Annotated in this window: 14 protein-coding genes; 9 read left to right on the forward strand and 5 right to left on the reverse strand. The window is 49.9% G+C overall.

Translation table 11 applies throughout. The features are described 5' to 3' along the window. Positions 1-29: 29 nt before the first annotated feature. Positions 30-2,348 carry a DUF4886 domain-containing protein gene (locus NGM62_RS16490; protein ID WP_262249364.1) on the forward strand — a complete coding sequence of 773 codons (2,319 nt, stop codon included), beginning with the start codon at positions 30-32 and terminating at the stop codon, positions 2,346-2,348. A 22-nt stretch (positions 2,349-2,370) separates the two neighbouring features. Here NGM62_RS16490 and NGM62_RS16495 read toward each other — a convergent pair whose 3' ends face one another. Then, entirely contained in the window at positions 2,371-2,985 is a 615-nt protein-coding gene (locus NGM62_RS16495; RefSeq protein WP_262249365.1) for a TetR family transcriptional regulator, read from the reverse strand. Between the two features lie 154 nt (positions 2,986-3,139). Here NGM62_RS16495 and NGM62_RS16500 point away from each other — a divergent pair, with 154 nt between their 5' ends. The 4 genes from NGM62_RS16500 to NGM62_RS16515 are packed head-to-tail and all read left to right on the forward strand — an operon-like array spanning position 3,140 to position 10,459. Beyond that, complete coding sequence (locus tag NGM62_RS16500) at positions 3,140-6,439, forward strand: SusC/RagA family TonB-linked outer membrane protein (protein ID WP_262249366.1); 3,300 nt, start codon at positions 3,140-3,142, stop codon at positions 6,437-6,439. A gap of 33 nt (positions 6,440-6,472) precedes the next feature. Beyond that, positions 6,473-8,278 (forward strand): RagB/SusD family nutrient uptake outer membrane protein, encoded by a 1,806-nt coding sequence (locus NGM62_RS16505; RefSeq protein WP_262249367.1) that lies wholly within the window; start codon positions 6,473-6,475, stop codon positions 8,276-8,278. Positions 8,279-8,306: 28 nt separating this feature from the next. Further along, complete coding sequence (locus NGM62_RS16510) at positions 8,307-9,179, forward strand: metallophosphoesterase family protein (protein WP_262249368.1); 873 nt, start codon at positions 8,307-8,309, stop codon at positions 9,177-9,179. Positions 9,180-9,193: 14 nt separating this feature from the next. After that, entirely contained in the window at positions 9,194-10,459 is a 1,266-nt protein-coding gene (locus NGM62_RS16515) for an alkaline phosphatase family protein (RefSeq protein WP_262249369.1), read from the forward strand. Here NGM62_RS16515 and NGM62_RS16520 read toward each other — a convergent pair. Next, a complete protein-coding gene (locus NGM62_RS16520; protein ID WP_262249370.1) occupies positions 10,449-11,228 on the reverse strand; it encodes an MBL fold metallo-hydrolase in 780 nt (259 codons plus the stop codon). The two genes, NGM62_RS16515 and NGM62_RS16520, sit on opposite strands and share 11 nt — an antisense overlap. A gap of 134 nt (positions 11,229-11,362) precedes the next feature. On the opposite strand from NGM62_RS16520, the gene recJ reads away from it, so the two are divergent. The 4 genes from recJ (at position 11,363) to der (ending at position 16,819) form a co-directional block, all read left to right on the forward strand. Beyond that, positions 11,363-13,084: a single-stranded-DNA-specific exonuclease RecJ gene (gene recJ, locus NGM62_RS16525; RefSeq protein WP_262249371.1), complete on the forward strand. Its 1,722-nt coding sequence runs from the start codon at positions 11,363-11,365 to the stop codon at positions 13,082-13,084. 44 nt (positions 13,085-13,128) lie between these two features. Then, positions 13,129-13,863: an LPS export ABC transporter ATP-binding protein gene (lptB, locus tag NGM62_RS16530; RefSeq protein ID WP_262249372.1), complete on the forward strand. Its 735-nt coding sequence runs from the start codon at positions 13,129-13,131 to the stop codon at positions 13,861-13,863. Between the two features lie 99 nt (positions 13,864-13,962). After that, a complete protein-coding gene (locus NGM62_RS16535) occupies positions 13,963-15,480 on the forward strand; it encodes a GH3 auxin-responsive promoter family protein (RefSeq protein WP_262249373.1) in 1,518 nt (505 codons plus the stop codon). A gap of 37 nt (positions 15,481-15,517) precedes the next feature. Beyond that, positions 15,518-16,819: a ribosome biogenesis GTPase Der gene (der, locus tag NGM62_RS16540; protein ID WP_262249374.1), complete on the forward strand. Its 1,302-nt coding sequence runs from the start codon at positions 15,518-15,520 to the stop codon at positions 16,817-16,819. A 110-nt stretch (positions 16,820-16,929) separates the two neighbouring features. Here der and NGM62_RS16545 read toward each other — a convergent pair whose 3' ends face one another. The 3 genes from NGM62_RS16545 to NGM62_RS16555 all read right to left on the reverse strand — a co-directional run bounded on the left by NGM62_RS16545 (position 16,930) and on the right by NGM62_RS16555 (position 17,946). Next, entirely contained in the window at positions 16,930-17,214 is a 285-nt protein-coding gene (locus NGM62_RS16545) for an addiction module antidote protein (RefSeq protein WP_262249375.1), read from the reverse strand. Between the two features lie 4 nt (positions 17,215-17,218). Further along, the gene (locus NGM62_RS16550; protein WP_262249376.1) at positions 17,219-17,548 is read right to left on the reverse strand and encodes a type II toxin-antitoxin system RelE/ParE family toxin; all 330 of its coding nucleotides are present in this window, start codon (positions 17,546-17,548) and stop codon (positions 17,219-17,221) included. A 95-nt stretch (positions 17,549-17,643) separates the two neighbouring features. Continuing rightward, entirely contained in the window at positions 17,644-17,946 is a 303-nt protein-coding gene (locus tag NGM62_RS16555; RefSeq protein WP_262249377.1) for a sensor histidine kinase, read from the reverse strand. Between the last annotated feature and the right edge of the window lie 57 nt (positions 17,947-18,003).

Genomic DNA, 18,003 nt, shown 5'->3' on the forward strand with positions numbered 1-18,003 from the left:
TGCAAAGAAAAAAGTGCTTATAATTGAGCATGTTTCGAATCATACGTTTTTTACTGATTATAGGTTTGGCCATAGGGCCTGGTTATTTGGCAAACGCACATAGCCAACAGGATACACTGAAGGTGCTGGCTATAGGCAACAGTTTTTCGCAGGATGCAGTTGAACAATATCTGTATGAATTAGCGGTTGCAGCAGGCAAACCCATCGTCATTGGCAACATGTACATTGGTGGAGCACCCCTGTCGTTACACTGGGAAAATGCACGGGCCGACAAAGCGGCATACAGTTACCGGAAAATCGGTGTTGACGGCACAAAAATAACCCAGGAGAAGGTGAGCATACTGGAAGCATTGCGAGACGAGCAATGGGACTATGTGTCGCTGCAGCAAGCAAGCCCGTTATCGGGCCAATTTGATAGCTATATCGAACCACTCACCGCTTTGTATCACTACCTCGACAGCGCAACCGGTGGCAGTATCAAGTATATCTGGCACCAAACCTGGGCTTATGCCGCGAATTCCACCCATCCCGGGTTCGCAAACTACCATACCAACCAAGAGGAGATGTACCATGCCATCATGAATGCCTCCGGGAAGGCCGCGGAATTGGTGCCAATCGATTTACTGGTTCCTTGCGGAACGGCTATCCAGAATGCGCGGACGAGTTTTATCGGAGATAACCTCACGCGCGATGGTTACCACCTCGATCTTTATATCGGCCGGTTCGTAGCGGCTTGTACGTGGTTTGAAGCGTTGTTTGGCCAACAGGCCCCGGTAGCGCACTACCGCCCCGACAGCGTATCGGTAGCACAGGCAGAGGTCGCGCGGCAAGCTGCCCACGCCGCCGTGCAGCGACCCTTTTCGGTAACCGGAATCTCCGTGGCACGACAGCCCAATATGGTGCTTATCCTTTCTGACGACCACGCCTTCCAGGCAATAGGTGCTTACGGGCAGCAGCTGGTGCAAACTCCGAACATCGATCGTATAGCTGATGAAGGCGTGCGTTTCGACGGCGCCTATGTGACCAACTCGATATGCGGGCCCAGCCGCGCTACGCTGCTTACAGGCAAGTATAGCCATAAAAACGGCTTTAAAGACAATGAGACCTCCACATTTGACCACGGGCAGGGTTTATTCGTGAAAGGGCTGCAGGAGGTAGGTTACCAAACGGCATGGATCGGTAAGCAGCATCTCGGCAATAGCCCGCAGGGATTCGATTATTATAGCATCCTTCCCGGGCAGGGGGCCTACTATAATCCTGATTTCATCAATACGGGTGGCGAGCGGGAGCATGTGGAAGGGTACGTAACAAACATCATCACAGACAAGGCGGAAGCCTGGTTGGACAGCCGCGACCCGGACGAACCGTTCTGCCTGATCATCGGTCACAAAGCAACCCACCGTGTATGGCTGCCTGATACGGCCGACTTCGGCCGGTATGATGGTATTGATTTTCCATTGCCGGAGACGTTTTACGACGATTACGGCGGACGTAAAGCGGCCGCGGCACAGGAAATGAGCATAGCTAAGGACCTGCGGATGGGGTATGATCTGAAGATGGAGTCCGTTGCCGACGCAAGCCGTCGAGGAGCTATCGAACGGATGAATACCGAACAACGGCAGAAATTCGATGCGTACTACCAGCCTATATTTGCCGATATCAGTGCGCAAAACCTCAGCGGGCATGAGCTTGCGGAATGGAAATACCAGCGCTATATGCGCGATTACCTCAGCACGGCGGCTTCTATGGACCGGAATATCGGGCGCATATTGGATTACCTTGATGCTAATGGACTGGCAGAAAATACGTTGGTCATTTACCTTTCCGACCAGGGGTTCTATCTGGGGGAGCACGGATGGTTTGACAAACGCTTCATGTATGAAGAATCGTTCCGTACGCCCATGGTGGCCCGGCTTCCGGGTACTATCACACCCGGGTCGGTGGCGGAAGGATTTGTTTTGAATACCGATATCGCGCCCACACTGCTGCAGCTTGCTGGTGCGGCCATCCCATCCGATATGCAGGGCTCGTCGATATTGCCTTTGTTCTCAAACCCCGATACGACGATCCGCGATGCCATTTACTACCATTACTACGAAAACGGCGAGCATGCCGTGTCGCCCCATTTTGGTGTGCGCAACGACCGGTATAAACTTATCCGTTTCTACAAACGTGTGGATGCGTGGGAGCTGTTCGACCTTAAGGAGGACCCCCGGGAAATGCACAACCTGTACGGCAAGCAAGGGTACGACGACATTACCGCAGCGATGAAAAGCTTGCTGCTGTCGCAAATCGGGAAATTCGAGGACGATGAGGCTGCGGCGATCATGGGCTTGGCCAGTTACTAGTTACTCAATGCAGTTGCACCGATCAGAACACGCCGTCCGCGTTTTCGATGCCCAGTAGGCGAAGTGCCTCCAGCTTATAGTTGGTGATTTTTTCGTCGAACGTTTTCGCGTTTTCGGAAACACTCAGGTAAAAATAGCCACCATCGATCAACGCAAAGATGAGGTCTGCCGTCATTCGGGGACTGCGGACACGGATCATCTGCTTTTCGTTGCACTCCTCAATGAGTGCTGTAAGCTGCTCGCGGAGCGTATCGGTGAGTTTTTTATACATGCCTTTCACTTTTTTCTCCCGGAAGGTGAGTGCATAGCAGCTATAAAACAACCCATCGTCAAATAGCTTGTTCCATTTCCTCGAAAACAGGTCGTTCACGACCGTCACCAGCATCTGCTGCGAGGGAGCGTTGTTTCCCTTTCTTATCTTATAGATTAATAGGTATTTTTCGAGTATGTAATCGATGAGTGCATAAGTAAGCTTTTCTTTGGTCTTGAAATAATGGATGATAAGACTGGGATTGATATCCATGACCTTCGCAATCTTTGCGATGGACGTGTTTTCCAGACCTTCTTTCTTGGCAACCTTATAAAAAACCTTGACAATCTCCAGTCGCCGTGTTTCCTTTAAGCTTTTCCTTCCCATAATTTTTCGGTGAAAATATCAGTATTTTCTGGATTTGCAAGGAATGTTTTTTGAATGAATGTTCAGTTTATAAACGTAACACTCGCCTAACTTTGGGTTAATTTAGCGGCTTTTATTTTACGGCATAATTCAACGAGTATAAAGAACATGAAATATGGCCACAAGACTTAAATCAATAGCAGTTGTAATTTGCTTTATCCATAGTGTTTTCATTATCATGGCCATGGAGCGAACGCCAAACCGGGGAAGCGGTGTACCGGTAACGGCAGGGCAGACCCAGACGAGTATCAGCGGTACAGTTACAGACGCGGAGGGGGGGCGCTTGCCGGGCGTGAGTGTGACCATTGTCGGGAAACCGGGTGGCACGACGACGGATGACGACGGTAACTTCAGTCTGTCCGCATCTGCAGGGGAAACCGTACGGATTTCCATGATAGGTTTTCTGCCGCATGAATTTGCCGTAACCGCACAGCGGGTTTACGACGTCGTTCTTCAGCAAGACTCAGAAAGCCTCGCGGAGGTAGTGGTGGTCGGATATGGTACCCAGAAGCGGGTGAATCTTTCGGGTGCCGTAGACCAGGTCGATGCCAAGGCACTCGCGCAGCGTCCCATAGCAAATGTATCTCAGGGGTTGCAAGGACTCATCCCCAACCTGAATATCCGGTTTAACTCCGGTGCACCGGGCGAGGCTGCCAATGTCAATATCCGTGGTATTACTTCAATCAATGGCGGTGACCCGCTGATTCTGATTGACGGCGTGCAGTCCAGTTCGGCCGAGCTGAACCTGATCGCGCCCCAGGATATTGAAACAATATCCGTGGTCAAGGACGCCTCTGCCGCAGCTATATACGGTGCACGTGCAGCGTTCGGTGTTATTCTGATTACCACCAAAACGGGGGCGCAGGCCGGAACTAATGTGACTTATTCCAACAATTTCACCTGGAATACGCCGACGGTAATGCCAGAGATGATTACCGACCCGTATGTGTTTTCCCGATTGCTGGAAACCTCTACAGATAACACACCCTGGGACAACGTAAACTATAACGACCAATTCTACGACTACGCCCGGCAGCGTTCGGATGATCCCAGTGTACCCGGCGTACGGCTCAACCCGTCCGATGAAACGTTATGGGAGTATATGGGCAACCGCGACTGGACCCGTTATTTTTTTGAGGATTACAATTTCAACCACAACCACGACCTCTCCATCAGTGGGGTAAGCGAAAACAATAGGGTACGTTACTACCTGTCTGGCGGTTACAATCGCCAGAATAGTGCGCTCAACCTAGCGGATGATTATTTCGACCGCTATAGCTTGCGGGCAAAGGCAGATTACCAGCTGGCCGACTGGATCAAAGTTGGAAACAACACGTCCATGAGCAACACACTGCGGAAGCAGCCAAGCCGGCTGGACGTATTCGGCACCTACAACATGTTTCCCACGTATTACGACATCAACCCCGACGGCACATGGGCCAACTCCCCTGTAGGTCGTGCCGCTGCAGGTATCGTAGATGGCGGCGAAACGACCAATCGCTTGGAGCAGCTGCAAACACAATTTACCACCGAGATGAGCTTCTGGGACCAACTGTTGAAGATTAATGCCGACTATACCTACCGTCGGACCAGTGAGAACTACAATTCTTATCAGACCTCCTACCTCATCGGATTTGGGCCGGATGACGTGCGGGAGGAGGGCAATAATAGCGCAGCCCGCAGGGGGGTGTTCGACTACTACCGGGTATTTAATGCTTACGGTACCCTGTCAAAAACCATTAACAAGCATTCCGTTACCGCCATTCTGGGGTATAGCCAGGAAGATTACCGGCGCGAACGGTTTGATGTCAGTAAGACGGGTTTGATTTCCAGTTCGTTTCCTACCATTGGTCTGGCAACGGGAGATGCCACCGGTACGGAGTATATTGATACGTATGCGCTGCGCGGGGCTTTCTACCGCCTCAACTATATCTACGACAACCGCTATATCATTGAGTTCAACGGACGTTATGACGGATCTTCCCGTTTCCCCAAAGACAAGCGTTTCGGCTTCTTTCCCTCCGGCTCGGCTGCCTGGCGGGTAGACCAGGAGTCCTTTATGGAAAATGCACGGAATGTGATCAGCAACCTGAAACTCCGCGCGTCTTACGGTTCGCTGGGCAACCAGAGCGTGTCCAATTATGGATATATCCCCTCTATGTCTACCTACCAGACAAGCTACCTCATCGGCGGGGAACGCCCATTCGGTATTTCCACGCCGGGACTGGTATCGCCCAATTATACCTGGGAAAAAGTCAATACCCTCAACTTTGGTGTCGACCTTGGTTTTTTCCGCGACCGATTCAATGTCGTCTTCGACCAATATACCCGTAACACGTTGGGAATGCTTACCCTGGGCAGGGACCTGCCCGATATCCTGGGTGCAGCCGAGCCCCGGGAGAACGCCGCGGATCTGCGTACCCGCGGCTGGGAACTGTCTGTCGGTTACCGGGATAATTATACCATTGGTGGCTCGCCATTTCGCTTAGAAACGCGCTTCGTACTTTCAGATTCGAGGAGTACTATTACCCGCTTCGACAATCCAAACGGTAGTATCACCCAATACTATAAAGGGATGGATATGGGTGAGATATGGGGCTTGCAATACGATGGCTTATTTCAAACGACCGAGGAAATCGAACAACTGGATCAGACTTCCATCATCCCTTGGGGAGCCCTGCAGATCGTACCGGGATGGCCCAAGTTCAAAGACCTAGATGGCAATGGCGCTATTGAAAAAGGCTATACCCTGGGCGGCACCAAAGACCTGTCTGTCATCGGCAACTCCACGGAGCGATTCCGCTTTGGCTTGGATGTCAATACAACTTGGAAAAATTTCGACCTGCGCATGTTCTGGCAAGGAGTGGGTAAGCGCGATTACTATCCAATGCACTTCCTTTATTGGGGCGCTTACCAGCAGCCTTACGGTAATATGTATGGGCATCTCCTTGATTTTTATCGGGCCGAGGGAGACAGCCCCGAGGAGCGGGCCAAGCATTCGCAATCGTATCTGGAGTTGGGGCTTGCCGATGCGAACCACGATGCCCGTTTCCCCGTATTGCAGTCGTGGTTGGCCGATGTGAATCTCGGTACCCGTATCGACCAGTCGATGGGTATGGCGATACCGAACACCGGCCACTTGCTGAATGGCGCCTACCTGCGCCTGAAGAACCTCACCCTAGGATACACACTACCCCTGCCGTTTACCGAACGATTGGGCATACGTAGCTTGCGGGTGTTCGCTACCGGAGAGAATGTGCTGGAGTTTTCGGAGATCAAGAAGCACTTTGATCCGGAGACCACCAATGCGAGCATCAATACGAATCCGGCTGCCGGCACCGGCAGTGGGGCGGGCAACGGAATGACCTACCCTTTCCAGCGGAGTTATTCGTTCGGTGTCAATATCATGTTTTAATCATACTCGACTATGTATACCATCCATCCGATCATGAACATATTTTCCAAATGGGGTGCCGCCATACTATTGGCGGTCTCTATCAGCGCTTGTAACGATGACTTCTTGGATAAGCTGCCGGAGACATCCATCGGCCGTGAGAATTTCTTCAATACAGAAGAAGACCTGAATCTGGCGATTTATAACTTATATGATTTCCCTTCCACAGGTATCTATACCAACGAAGCGTATACGCTTACAGACAATGCATACTCCACCGGTAATGTGGAGCTGAAAACCATGATGACCACAACGCCCAGCTCGTCCACCATTACTGGCGGGTGGGACTGGGGGCAATTGCGCAACATCAACTTCTTTCTGGAGAATTTCAGGAACGCCCAGCTTACGGAAGAGCGATTGGCTCATTTCGAAGGGCTGGGACGCTTTTTCCGCGCCCGTTTTTACGCGAATAAGGTCAAGCGGTATTCCGATGTACCGTGGGTGGACGAAGTAATCACCACCGACAATGAAGCCGTTTTGTTCGCTGGCCGCGACCCACGTGAAACGGTGGTAGCTAACTTGCTGGCCGATTATGAATTTGCTGCCAATAATATAAGTGTTTCGTCGCCGCAGGGCGCGGTGAACCGATGGGTAGCCAAGGCCGACTATGCCCGTTTCTTACTATATGAAGGAACCTACCGGCTTTATCACCCCGAATTGAACTTGGAGGGAACAGCCGGGGATTTGCTCCAAAAGGCAGTCGCAGTGGCCCGGGATATCATGGATAACGGACCGTTCAGCGTATATGCGACCGGCAACCCCATGGAAGATTATGGCGCTCTGTTCAAGAGCCAGAACCTCGGTGGCAATCCAGAAATTATTTTTGCCCGCCATTATGAGGCCAACCTATTGAATGGCGATAGCGGGGAAGGCGTATTTGGTAACTATGAAAGTTACCCGCTCAAAGACCTCGTACAAACCTACCTGATGGCTGATGGCAGCTACTACAGCGGCCAGCCCAATTATCAGCAAAATGAGTTTGTACAAGAGTTTGAGGACCGTGATGCCCGGCTCTACCAAACCTATGCATATCCGGGATGGGTACTGGTGCGTTCGGGCACATATGCACAGGGCGCCGGTCTTTATGTGCAGCAGTTGGCCAAAAACTTCTCGGGTTACCATCAGATAAAGGGATTCTATAATACCACTAACCAAGACGAACGGAATAACATGGATGTGCCGTTGTATCGTTTGGCCGAAATCCTACTTATCTATGCCGAAGCAAGGGCAGAATTGGGCGAGCTTACGCAGGGCGATCTGGATATGTCGGTCAACTTGCTACGGGATCGGGTCAATATGCCCCACCTGACGCTCAACCCGGCCATTGATCCGGTAAAGGCGGCTAAGTTTCCAAACGTGACTTCCGCACAGCGGGCAGCGATTTACGAAATCCGCCGGGAGCGGCGTGTTGAACTCGCGTTCGAGGGCCACCGCCACGACGACCTGATGCGCTGGGGGGCCGGTGAATTTTTGGAACAGGAGCCGCAAGGGATCTATTTCTCCCGACTGGGTGAACACGACCTCACTGGTGATGGTGTACCGGATATTGTTTTACTGCCCAGCTCGCAATCTATACCGGCGGAACGGGCAAAGAACAGCCTGGGCGTGACCATGGCCTATTACCGCGTGGGTACGTTCGGGCAGGATGTCTCTGTTTTTCTGGGCGGTGCTACCTCAGGTAATCTGCAGATCATCGAAAATTCGGGTACTTTTGTAACGCCCAAGTACTATTACCGGCCGGTTCCACAGCAGCAGGTCTCGCTGAATCCGGAGCTGAAGCAACTATTTGACTGGGAATAGCTACCGATAGAAATAAATAAACGAAACAATGAAAAAGCAGTTCAGTTTATTAGTCGTGTTGCTGGCATTCACTCTAGCCGGCTTCGCACAGGAAAAATTCTCATTCGCGTTCTTTACCGATATCCACCTCAATAAAAATCCAAAAGCCAGAAGTTACGATGGTCTGAGGCAGGCTATTCGATCGGTAGACGCCTCGGGGGCAGACTTTGTATTGACAGGAGGTGACAATGTGGATGTCGATGGGATGAAAGCCAACCAAAGGGCAGACGCCATCCAATTATATCAAGATTACAAAGGCCTGGCCGCTTCATCCGCACTGCCTTGGTATTTTACCATTGGCAACCACGACCGGTATTGGGGCGACGGCGATAAGGGCGGCGTATATGGGGAGGCTATGTTCAGCTCTTTTTTCGGCGAAACCTATTACACCTTTGACCATAAGGGATGGCGGTTCATCATACTCAACAGCACGGAGGTATGTGATGGGAATTATTGCATCAGCGATGCACAGTACCAGTGGCTGGAGGATGTGCTGGATAATACGCCTGCCAATCAGCCTATCATCGTCTCTACACATGTGCCGTTCCTTTCGCTCTACTACCCCGTGCTGGAAGGGCGCTATACGTCCACGGACACGTTCGGGAACCAGAAACAGGTGTTTGATCGTTTTGCCCGACACAACCTCAAGCTGGTACTTCAGGGCCACCAGCATCTTTATGAAGAAATTAAGGTGAAAGGCGTACAGTTCATTACTGGTGGTGCAGTAAGTGCTAATTGGTGGCACGGGACCTTCCACGGTACAGAAGAAGGTTACCTGAAAGTCAATCTTTACGGTGACGAGTTTGATTGGGAGTATATCGATTATGGCTGGGAAGTACCCGCCAGTAACTCAGATAAATGATAAACGATAAAAAAATGAGAAGTAATCCGTTCCGTATGCTAGGTGCCATCGTTTTGGCTTTCGGCTTTTTATCAGCTTGCCAGCCGGGTGGTGCGGATACGGCAGAAACGCCCAAAGCCAAAAAGGCAATCTTCGTGATTGTCGACGGAATTCCGGCCGATGTCATCGAGCGGGTAAATACCCCCTGGATTGATAGCATAGCCGCCGAAGGTGGTTATACCCGTGCGTTTACCGGTGGAGAAGCCCCCGAATCCTATTCTGTGTCGCCCACGATTTCCGCGGTGTGCTATGCGCATTTGGTTACCGGCGTTTGGACCAACAAGCATAATGTGTGGGGTAATGGTCTGGAAGCGGTAAATTTCAATTACCCAACGGCATTCTGGTATGTGAAGAACCACTATCCGGAAAAAACCATAGCCATCTATTCGACTTGGGAGGATAACCGTACCAAATTGGTAGGAGAAGGCAAACCGGAAACCGGTAATCTACAATTCGATTTTGCGAAAGACGGGTATGAATCGGATACCGTAGCCTATCCACACAATAGCGAGCCGCATTACATTCACCGTATTGACGAACGTGTATCCGAGGAGGCAGCCCAATCCATACGCCAAGACGCCCCCGACCTCTCTTGGGTCTACTTGCAGTATACGGACAATGCCGGCCATGATTGGGGCGATAGCCCGCAAATGGATAGTGCAGTAGTAAACGCAGACATCCAAGTCGGAAGAATCTGGCAAGCCGTGAAGGAAAGGGAAGCTGACCACAATGAGGAATGGTTGGTCTATATTGTGACAGACCACGGCCGCGATGATAAAGGATACCACCATGGTGGCCAATCGCAGAGAGAAAGGACGATTTGGTTTTCCACCAACGATAAGAACCTGAATTCATATTTCCACGAAGGGACGCCGGGACTAGTGGATGTGCTGCCTTCCGTATTGCGTTTTATGGAAGTTGATATACCACGTGAATACGCGTTTGAAATGGACGGCATCCCGCTATCAGGGGAAGTTTCGCATCAATTTACAGCGGCTACGGTGGAAGGGGATAGCTTGAATCTGACCTGGAAGCCCTTTAAGCAATCAGGTAATATGAGCGTTTGGTTGACAACCACAAACAATCACAAAGATGGTAGCAAAGACGAATACGTTTTACTGGGTGAGGTGGCGCTGCAGGATGGGGCCGCAACTTTTGATGTAAGCGCATACAGCTCCGATTTCTATAAAGTGGTATTAGAAAGCACGGATCACATCACCAATCGGTGGGTTACGCGCTAGCATCCACCAGCCTATAGTCGCCATTGGGCTTTCGTTCGGGCCGCCCGATTGCGATATTGGTGGAGTGGTACATGAGAAATACCCAGCCTTCGGCACAACCTTGCTCCCAATACTGCTGCCGTAGGCCCATGGACTTGCGCCCGTCGTAGTCGTATTTGGCTGCGAATTGATGGAAAAACTGCTCGGGCTCGGGAGCCTCATCGCCGCCGAAGAAGAAATGCTCGCCACCTGTTCGGATATGGAACACTTGATGATTGGGGGTATGCCCGCCGGATACTTCGTAAGTGATCTCATTGTTGAGTATATCATCGCCCTCCACGAGCAACAGGTTGCCGCTGCGCTGCAGCACGTCGAATATCTCGGTTTGGTAAGAGTCTGACTCACCACTATAGGCATCTTCCCACTCGCCGCGTTGCACCACGTATTCCGCATCGGGGAAAGCCAAACGGAGGTCCCCGCCCGCTGTGGTAACCATGCCGCTTGCGTGGTCTTTGTGCAGGTGGGATAGCAACACATACCGCACATCGGCCGGATCAAAGCCCAGCTTCCGGATGTTATCATGGAGCTCAAGACCACCTTCAGTGTTGGTATGGCCGATGCCGGTATCAAGCAAGAGCAACCCGTTTGCCGATTCGATCAGAAACGGGTGGACATGGATGAATAGCGAACCAGGCCGGTCTTTTTTTTGATCCCTGTTCTCATCAAACGGAACGAATTTTTTAGAAGAATCTACGGAAAATGAGCCTTCGAATAAGGAATGTGCCTGCATGTTTTTATCTTTACCCTTTCGTAGTGTACAAACTTAGGTAAATTTGCCCTTTTCGCAAAGCTGATTGGTTGTACGAACAGCAAGTTTATCAATCTCTCCTATGCCGTTGAGGGGAAGTTTTTATAGAGGAATATATGCAGAAACAATGGGCAATTACGCCTTGCAATAATGGAGCCGTAGCAAAGCAATTGGGCGAAGAGCTTGGTATACACCGGGTGTTAGCTGGGTTGCTGGTTAATAGGGGAGTAGATAGTTTTGAGGAAGCCCGGCATTTTTTCCGGCCCGACCTGTCTGCACTTCACGATCCTTTCCTGATGAAAGACATGGATAAAGCCATCGCGCGGATTGAAAAGGCCATTGGTAATAAGGAGAAAGTACTTATCTATGGCGACTACGATGTGGATGGCACCACTGCAGTGGCGGTGGTTTACAGTTTTTTCAGGCAGTTCCATTCGGGGTTGGAGTTTTACCTGCCAGATCGGTATGCCGAGGGGTATGGTATTTCAAAGCAAGGTATCGACTATGCCGCTGAGAACGGGTTTTCGCTGATCATTGCGCTGGATTGTGGCATCAAAGCGCTAGACAAGGTGGATTATGCCCGTGAGCGGGGGGTCGACTTCATCATTGGTGACCACCATTTGCCTGGCGATAATCTGCCCACGGCTGTGGCTGTATTGGACCCGAAGAGGCACGACTGCCCATACCCCTATAAGGAGTTGCCGGGGTGTGGTATCGGCTTTAAGATCGTGCAGGCCTTTGTGCAGAAAAACAACATGGATATCGAGCGGTGTTATCAATACCTCGACCTGGTAGCCGTAGGCATCGCGTCGGATATTGTGCCTATTTCCGGAGAAAACCGGATACTCACCCACTATGGTCTTATTAAGCTGAATACCAACCCATGCTGCGGGTTGCAGTCACTCATCGACCTCTCAACCCATCGAAGCGGCCATTTTACGGTAAATGATATCATTTTCCAAATCGGCCCCCGTATCAATGCGGCGGGCAGAATAGACCATGCGAAAGATGCGGTGAAACTGTTGATATCAAAATCGTTGCATGAGGCTGCGGAATACAGTAAGAGTATCGATGTGCAAAATACACAACGGAAAGATTTCGACCTTCGGATTACAGAGGAGGCCCTGGCAATTATCGATAGCAGCGAGGTGCTCCAGCGACGGAAAACGACGGTGGTTTTCCAGCCCGGTTGGCATAAGGGTGTAATCGGTATCGTAGCCACTCGGCTCACCGAAAAATATTACCGGCCTACCGTGGTGCTTACACAAACGAATGGGCACGTCTCGGGATCGGCGCGCTCGGTGGTAGGTTTCGATCTGTATGAGGCATTGAGTGCCTGCAGCGATCTGCTCGACCAATTCGGCGGACATAAGTACGCCGCCGGGCTCACCATGAAACCGGAAAATGTCGAGCTGTTCCAACAGCGTTTTGAAAGCGTGGTGGAGGCCACTATCCTGCCGAGCATGCTGCAACGGGAGATAACTATTGATGCCATGCTGGAGCTGAGCGATATAGACGCCAAATTTTTTCGGATTTTACGCCGTTTTGAACCCTTTGGCCCACAAAATGAAGCACCCCTGTTTATGAGCGAAGGGGTAACGGTATACGGTACGGCAACAGTCGTGGGGGGCAGCCACCTTAAAATGACAATCATGCAGCCCGGATCGCCCCGTTTCGACTGTATTGGTTTCGGTTTAGCGGACTATGCCGATGCTATCAATGTACACCGTACGTTTGATATATGCTATACAATCGAGGAGAACGTCTGGCGCGAAAAACGTAACTTGCAGTTGAATATAAAGGATGTGAGGGTTTTTGGTGATAGACATGAGATGTGAGATTTGAGATATGAGACACTAGATTTACGACTAACGACTAACAAATGATATTAAAAGCTGAGCACCTCATCAAAAAGTATCGTCAACGCACGGTAGTGAATGATGTTTCGTTTGAAGTGGCACAAGGCGAAATCGTAGGCCTGCTGGGCCCGAATGGTGCCGGAAAGACGACGTCATTCTATATGATCGTGGGGCTGATAAAGCCTAATGACGGGCACGTATACCTGGATGGCCAAGAGATTACCGAAGACCCAATGTATCGACGGGCACAGAAGGGTATTGGTTACCTGGCACAAGAAGCATCAGTATTCCGTAAGCTGTCGGTAGAGAATAACATCATGGCTGTTTTGGAAATACACCATAAAGACCGGGAGGAGCGCAAAGAGAAGTTGGAAGAGCTGCTTTCGGAGTTCAGCCTGAACCGGGTGCGTAAAAACCGTGGCGACCTGCTATCCGGGGGCGAACGGCGGCGCACCGAGATTGCACGTGCCCTGGCGGCTAAGCCGAATTTCATTTTGCTGGACGAACCGTTTGCCGGTGTAGACCCAATCGCGGTGGAAGAAATACAGTCTATCGTATCAAAATTGAAACACCGCAATATCGGGATCTTGATTACCGACCACAACGTACAGGAAACATTGTCGATCACCGACCGGGCATATCTCCTTGCGGAAGGGAAAATTATGCTGGACGGCACACCGGAGGAAATCGCGGTGAATGAGATGGCCCGGAAATATTATTTGGGCCGTAATTTTGAATTGCGGCGTAAGAAGCTTTAGACAATAGACATTAGACAATAGACATTAGACAATAGACAATAGACACTAGACATTAGACAATAGATTTACGGCTTACAACTAAATACTTACGACTAAAAAATGGCTTTCATCAACTCGATATTTACCTGGATCATGAAGAAACGTATCCACCAGATCGAACTCTTCATGAAATACCCACATGAAGTACAGGATGAGTGGTTCCAAAGCCTTATTTCTACGGCTGAAGCGACTGAATGGGGAAAGAAGTACGACTATAACTCCATACTTACACCAGAGACCTATAAGGAGCGTGTGCCCATACAGGATTACGACAGCCTAAAGCCCGCTATCGATCGCATGATCAAGGGTGAACAGAATATCCTTTGGCCATCGGATATCAAATGGTTTGCCAAGTCATCGGGTACTACGGCCGATCGCAGCAAGTTTATCCCGGTTAGCGAGGAGGCACTGGAAGACTGCCATTATCAGGGCGGAAAAGATATGCTTTCCGTATATTGCAATAACCGGCCCGACACCAAGATATTGACGGGTAAATCGATGGTGCTCGGTGGAAGTTCGCAAATCAATAATTTCCAATCAAATTCCTATTATGGCGACCTCTCCTCCATTATACTGCGCAACCTGCCTTTTTGGGCAGAGACACACCGTACACCGGATTTGGAGACCGCCCTCAACCCCAATTTTGAGGAAAAAATTGAAACGGTAGCGCAACGTTCCATCCACGAAAATGTAACCAGCCTCTCGGGTGTACCTACATGGTATGTGGTGCTTGCCAAGCGGATGCTGGAGCTTACAGGAAAGGACCACCTGCTTGAGATTTGGCCCAATTTGGAATTTTACAGCCATGGCGGTGTAAGCTTCAAGCCTTACCGGGAGCTTTTCAAAAAATTAGTTCCCTCCGATAGCATGTATTACCTGGAGAATTACAATGCTTCGGAGGGGTATTTCGCCTTACAAGACCAGTCTGATTCCGAAGACCTGCTCCTGATGCTCGACTACGGCATTTATTACGAATTCCTTCCGGTAGAGCACCTGCTCGACGAACACCCGAAGACACTAGCTCTCCATGAGGTGGAGCTCGGTAAAAATTATGCATTGGTTATTTCGACTAACGCAGGGCTATGGCGTTACCTTGTGGGCGATACAATCAAGTTTACGACGCTCCATCCGTATCGGATTCAGGTCACGGGGCGCACCAAGCAATATATCAATACATTTGGTGAAGAGGTTATCGTAAATAATACGGATGACGCGCTGCGGAGGGCCTGTGCAGAAACGGGCGCGAGCATCCGCGACTATACCGCTGGCCCGGTATACTTCAGTGACGAAAAGGCAGGGGCACATGAGTGGGTGATTGAATTTGAGGAACAGCCCAGTGATTTTGACCGTTTTTGCAACGTGCTGGATACCACCCTGCGGGAAGTCAATTCCGACTATGACGCCAAGCGGTTCAACAATTTGGCCTTGCGCTTCCCGATTATCCACAATGCGCCCGACGGGACATTCTACCGATGGATGAAATCGCGCGGTAAACTTGGCGGCCAGAATAAAGTGCCGCGGCTGGCTAATGACCGCACTTACCTCAACGATATTTTAGAGCAACTGCAAGGAAACTAATCCGTTTACCATTCCTTATCGCTACCTTTGTAGGCTTATGGCAAATATCATCGCAATAGTAGGGCGCCCAAATGTCGGTAAATCTACCCTGTATAACCGGTTGACGGAAAGCCGGAGGGCTATCGTTGACGATTTCAGCGGGGTGACGCGCGACCGGCATTACGGGCAAAGCGAATGGGTGGGTAAAAAATTCACCGTGATCGATACGGGCGGCTACGTCCATGGGTCGGATGATGTGTTTGAATCCGCAATCCGCGAACAGGTGATGATTGCTATCGAGGAAGCTTCGGTTATTCTGTTTATGGTCGATGTGACCACTGGTATAACCGACTTGGACGATGCTATTGCGGATGTGTTGCGGCGCAGCAATAAGCCGGTATTCGTGGTGGTGAATAAAGTGGACCATCCGTTGCTGCAGCAAGAAGCCAGTATATTCTATAGCTTTGGTTTGGGTGAGATATATCCGCTGTCGTCCATGACCGGCTCCGGGACAGGTGAACTGTTGGATGAAGTGGTGAATCACCTGGAACCGGAGGAAGAAGAGGTGGACGAGCGCCCTAAGTACACCATTGTAGGCAGGCCTAACGTAGGCAAATCTTCATTCATCAATGCGTTGCTCGGGAAAGAGCGCAATATTGTGACGGCCGTTGCCGGTACCACAAGAGATTCGATACGTGTGCATTATAACCAGTACGGGCATGACTTCACCCTTATTGATACCGCCGGTCTGCGGCGTAAAACCAAGGTAAAGGAGAACATAGAATTTTACTCAGTGATGCGTACCATCAAAGCACTTGAAGAGTCGGATGTCGTCATTCTGATGCTCGATGCCACTGAAGGTATCGAAGCGCAGGATATCAATATTTTCCACCTGGCCGAAAAGAACCGGAAGGGTGTGGTGATTTTGGTCAACAAATGGGATCTGATTGAGAAAAACAACAAGACCACCCAGGTCTTTGAAGAGCTTATCCGTGAGAAAATAGCACCCTTTACCGATGTGCCGATCATCTTTACGTCGGTAACGGAAAAGCAGCGTATTTTCAAGGCCATTGAGGCCGCCTCGGGCGTATATGCGAATAAAGTGAAGAAAATATCCACCTCCAAGCTGAACGAGGTGATGCTGCCCATTATCGAAAACTACCCGCCCCCGGCCACCAAAGGCAAATACATCAAAATCAAGTACGTTACGCAGGTAGGCGCGAAGTCGCCGATGTTTGCCTTTTTCTGTAACCTCCCGCAGTATATTAAAGAGCCTTACAAGCGTTTCGTAGAGAACAAGCTGCGTGAGCATTTTGATTTTGAAGGGGTACCGATCGAAGTATATTTCCGGCGGAAGTAGTTTTGCGCTATTTGTTTCTGAGTTGGTAGTATCCCTGTACCATTTCGGGTTCCCGTGCAGACGTGGTCCGTGTGAGTACCGGGTTGTCAGGGTTCGCGTTCATTTATGTTTTATGCCGACACGGGGCTTATTCTGATTTGTCCGCCGATTGCTCTCAGTACTTTCATAATGGTCTCAAACTGCGGTTTTGCTCCGTCTGATAATGCTTTGTACAAACTTGGCCGGCTCATTCCTGTTTCTTCGGCTATTTTCGTCATTCCGACAGCTTTGGCAATATGCCCAATTGCAGTAATTACATCGGTGTCACTACCCTCTTCCAAAACGGCATTAAGATATTCAGCAATCATTTCATTGCTGTCCAAATAATCTGCAATATCAAATTTTGAAGTATCCATTTTTTTACTTTTTTAACCGGGTCTTAGCGAGCTCATGTTTAGATAACTTTTTCCAAATCTGCTTTGCTTTTTCGATATCTTGCTGTTGTGTGGATTTGTCGCCACCTATGAGCAAAAGGATTATTTTGCCGTCCTGCTCTCTGAAATAAACCCGATACCCTTTTGCATAGTTTATCCTCAACTCGTTAATTCCATCTCCAACAGGTTTGCTGTCGCCAAAATGTTCGTCATTTTCAATTTTTTGTATCCTGAACATGATTTTAGCTTTGGCTCTTAAATCGCTTAGCTTTCTAAACCACTTGTCAAATTCCGTTGTTTTTTCAATAAAGTACATCCATAAAAATGTATCCGTTTGGATACAAACTTACGGAATAATTTTAATTGGAAGGTATTTCAAGCGATTATTTTGCGTTTCGCTTTTAACGGTCATCAATTGTGGTTAAAGATTTCCACGGGGATGATTACCATGATTTCAGTGCCGTTTTCATCGGAGCGGACGTCGGTCTTTCCGTTCAGTAGCTGGACCCTGCGCCGGATGGATTGCAGGCCCATTCCTGATTTCCCGTCGTTCGTTCGCCGCGCGCTGATCCCTTTTCCATCGTCGCTAATTACCAAATGTAGGTTGTTTTGTTCTTCATAAATCAAGACACCTACTCTTTTTGCTTTTGCATGTTTAATCACATTCGTAAGGGCCTCTTGGATGATGCGGAGCAACGAGATTCGGGTGTCCATATGGGCCCGTGCCAACAGGGATTTCGCTTTTAAAGTTTTAGCACCTTTTCACGGTAT

The organism is Parapedobacter soli (genome assembly GCF_025460835.1).
In the GTDB taxonomy this organism is placed as follows: Bacteria; Bacteroidota; Bacteroidia; order Sphingobacteriales; family Sphingobacteriaceae; genus Parapedobacter; species Parapedobacter soli.

Coding starts and splice junctions, on each gene's coding strand:
- NGM62_RS16515 (WP_262249369.1), top strand. CDS start 9,194: ATGAGAAGTAATCCGTTCCGTATGCTAGGTGCCATCGTTTTGGCTTTC.
- NGM62_RS16555 (WP_262249377.1), bottom strand. CDS start 17,946: ATGGACACCCGAATCTCGTTGCTCCGCATCATCCAAGAGGCCCTTACG.
- der (WP_262249374.1), top strand. CDS start 15,518: ATGGCAAATATCATCGCAATAGTAGGGCGCCCAAATGTCGGTAAATCT.
- NGM62_RS16505 (WP_262249367.1), top strand. CDS start 6,473: ATGAACATATTTTCCAAATGGGGTGCCGCCATACTATTGGCGGTCTCT.
- NGM62_RS16500 (WP_262249366.1), top strand. CDS start 3,140: ATGGCCACAAGACTTAAATCAATAGCAGTTGTAATTTGCTTTATCCAT.
- NGM62_RS16520 (WP_262249370.1), bottom strand. CDS start 11,228: ATGCAGGCACATTCCTTATTCGAAGGCTCATTTTCCGTAGATTCTTCT.
- NGM62_RS16495 (WP_262249365.1), bottom strand. CDS start 2,985: ATGGGAAGGAAAAGCTTAAAGGAAACACGGCGACTGGAGATTGTCAAG.
- NGM62_RS16490 (WP_262249364.1), top strand. CDS start 30: ATGTTTCGAATCATACGTTTTTTACTGATTATAGGTTTGGCCATAGGG.
- NGM62_RS16510 (WP_262249368.1), top strand. CDS start 8,307: ATGAAAAAGCAGTTCAGTTTATTAGTCGTGTTGCTGGCATTCACTCTA.
- NGM62_RS16545 (WP_262249375.1), bottom strand. CDS start 17,214: ATGGATACTTCAAAATTTGATATTGCAGATTATTTGGACAGCAATGAA.
- recJ (WP_262249371.1), top strand. CDS start 11,363: ATGCAGAAACAATGGGCAATTACGCCTTGCAATAATGGAGCCGTAGCA.
- NGM62_RS16535 (WP_262249373.1), top strand. CDS start 13,963: ATGGCTTTCATCAACTCGATATTTACCTGGATCATGAAGAAACGTATC.
- lptB (WP_262249372.1), top strand. CDS start 13,129: ATGATATTAAAAGCTGAGCACCTCATCAAAAAGTATCGTCAACGCACG.
- NGM62_RS16550 (WP_262249376.1), bottom strand. CDS start 17,548: ATGTACTTTATTGAAAAAACAACGGAATTTGACAAGTGGTTTAGAAAG.